Raw genomic sequence first — 1,448 nt, 5'->3', positions numbered from 1 at the left:
TGGACCCCGCCTAAGGGKCAGCGCCCCTTAGGTATCGGCGGGTTTGCAGACTATTTGAGTGCGTCGAGGCGTGCCCGGACTTGTGCCGTTACTGCTTGGATTGCTGGTTCGGGGGCATTGGCAAAGCGGTGGAGATAGTCTTCATAGATGGATTTGGCTTGGCTTTTCTGATTGCTTGAGTTTTCTAATAGTATACCCTTGTCACGAAGAGCTAGGGCGACCTGCATACGTAGCATCGAAGCGGGATCGTCTTGAAAACGGCGAAATACCTCATCGTAAGTAGCGAGCGCTGACTCAGGTTGAGGCGGGAAAAGCTTTAAGAGCTGACTGGCTTTACTATTGAGAGCCCTGGCAACATTTTCTCTAACAAAAAGAGTTGGATCGGATCCAAATCGGCGAATAATTTCGTCATAGATCGCTATCGCAGCCTCATTCTGGGGCGGTGGGAGATGTGTCAGTACGCTCGCTTTATTGTTTAATGATACTGCAATTATCTCATGCAAATTTGGGTCGGCAGTGTAGCGGCGGTTGATTTCGTCATAGGCTGCGATTGCGGCTTGATATTCGCCCATAATTCCAAATGTTATCGCTCTACCAATAAGGGCGCTCGCAACCTGCTTCCGGAGGTTTGGGGCGGGATCGCTGCCGAAGCGTTGGATCACATCGTTATTGGTGCTCAGGGATTCCTGATAAAGTCCAGCACTCAGCAGAATACCGCCCTTTATCACGAGGGCTTGTGCAGTATGCTCGGGCGTTTTATTGGGGGACGCTAACCATTGATCGGTGAGGGTAAGGGCCGCCTCGAAGCGTTTCGTATCCAAATAACTATAGATCAGCGCGCGCCAAGCTTCGGGACTACGTTCATCCTCCCGTTGTTTTTGGACTGCATCGAGCGCCTTCTGCGCTTCTGCCGTGGTAGTGATATAATCCTCGATTGATTTGCTTAAATTTTCGGTTAAACGGTCAAGATAGCGACGATCACCACTGGCGGCCAGATTGTCCACCTGCTTCATATACTCTGGGGTTAGTTTCTGATCGACTGCATCATTTAAGTTCTTACGGCCCTCAGGGGTATTGAGATATTCATTTGCAAAAATTGGAGACGAAAATTTTTCCATCTTTATTGAGCCAGTTCTGGGTTATTTTTTCCGAGTCTGAATAAATTTTCCAACCTCCAATCACGCCGAACGCGAACAAAAGTAATGGTATTATTGTTCCCCAACGGTTAACATGTATATGAAGATCGCCAATTCTTTTATCTTGACTCGAAAATTTATCCGAAATATCTTTTGACAACTCATCGCGCAGCAGCTTGCTCTCAGATTTTTGATCTTTCTTAAATTCCTTAATCTCGGCCAGTGCCTCCTTCAGGGCCTTTTCCTGCTCGGCGAGGCGATACAGCAGCAGGGCGTTGGGGTCGTCAGCAGGCATGGCGGCTTTCTCGCGCG

Annotated in this window: 2 protein-coding genes; both read right to left on the bottom strand. The window is 48.7% G+C overall.

The annotated features are described in order from the left end of the window. Positions 1 to 50 precede the first annotated feature (50 nt). Complete coding sequence (locus VZ95_RS20490) at positions 51 to 1,118, bottom strand: tetratricopeptide repeat protein (RefSeq protein WP_156995487.1); 1,068 nt, start codon at positions 1,116 to 1,118, stop codon at positions 51 to 53. Continuing rightward, on the bottom strand, positions 1,084 to 1,448 hold a 365-nt coding region (locus VZ95_RS26310), incomplete at its 5' end, for a hypothetical protein (RefSeq protein ID WP_045777505.1). The genes VZ95_RS20490 and VZ95_RS26310, both read right to left, overlap by 35 nt.

The organism is Elstera litoralis, from assembly GCF_000963705.1.
Taxonomy (GTDB): Bacteria; Pseudomonadota; Alphaproteobacteria; order Elsterales; family Elsteraceae; genus Elstera; species Elstera litoralis.
The sequence above is the reverse complement of the archived record's forward strand: the minus strand, read 5'-3'. Positions and strand labels throughout refer to the sequence as shown.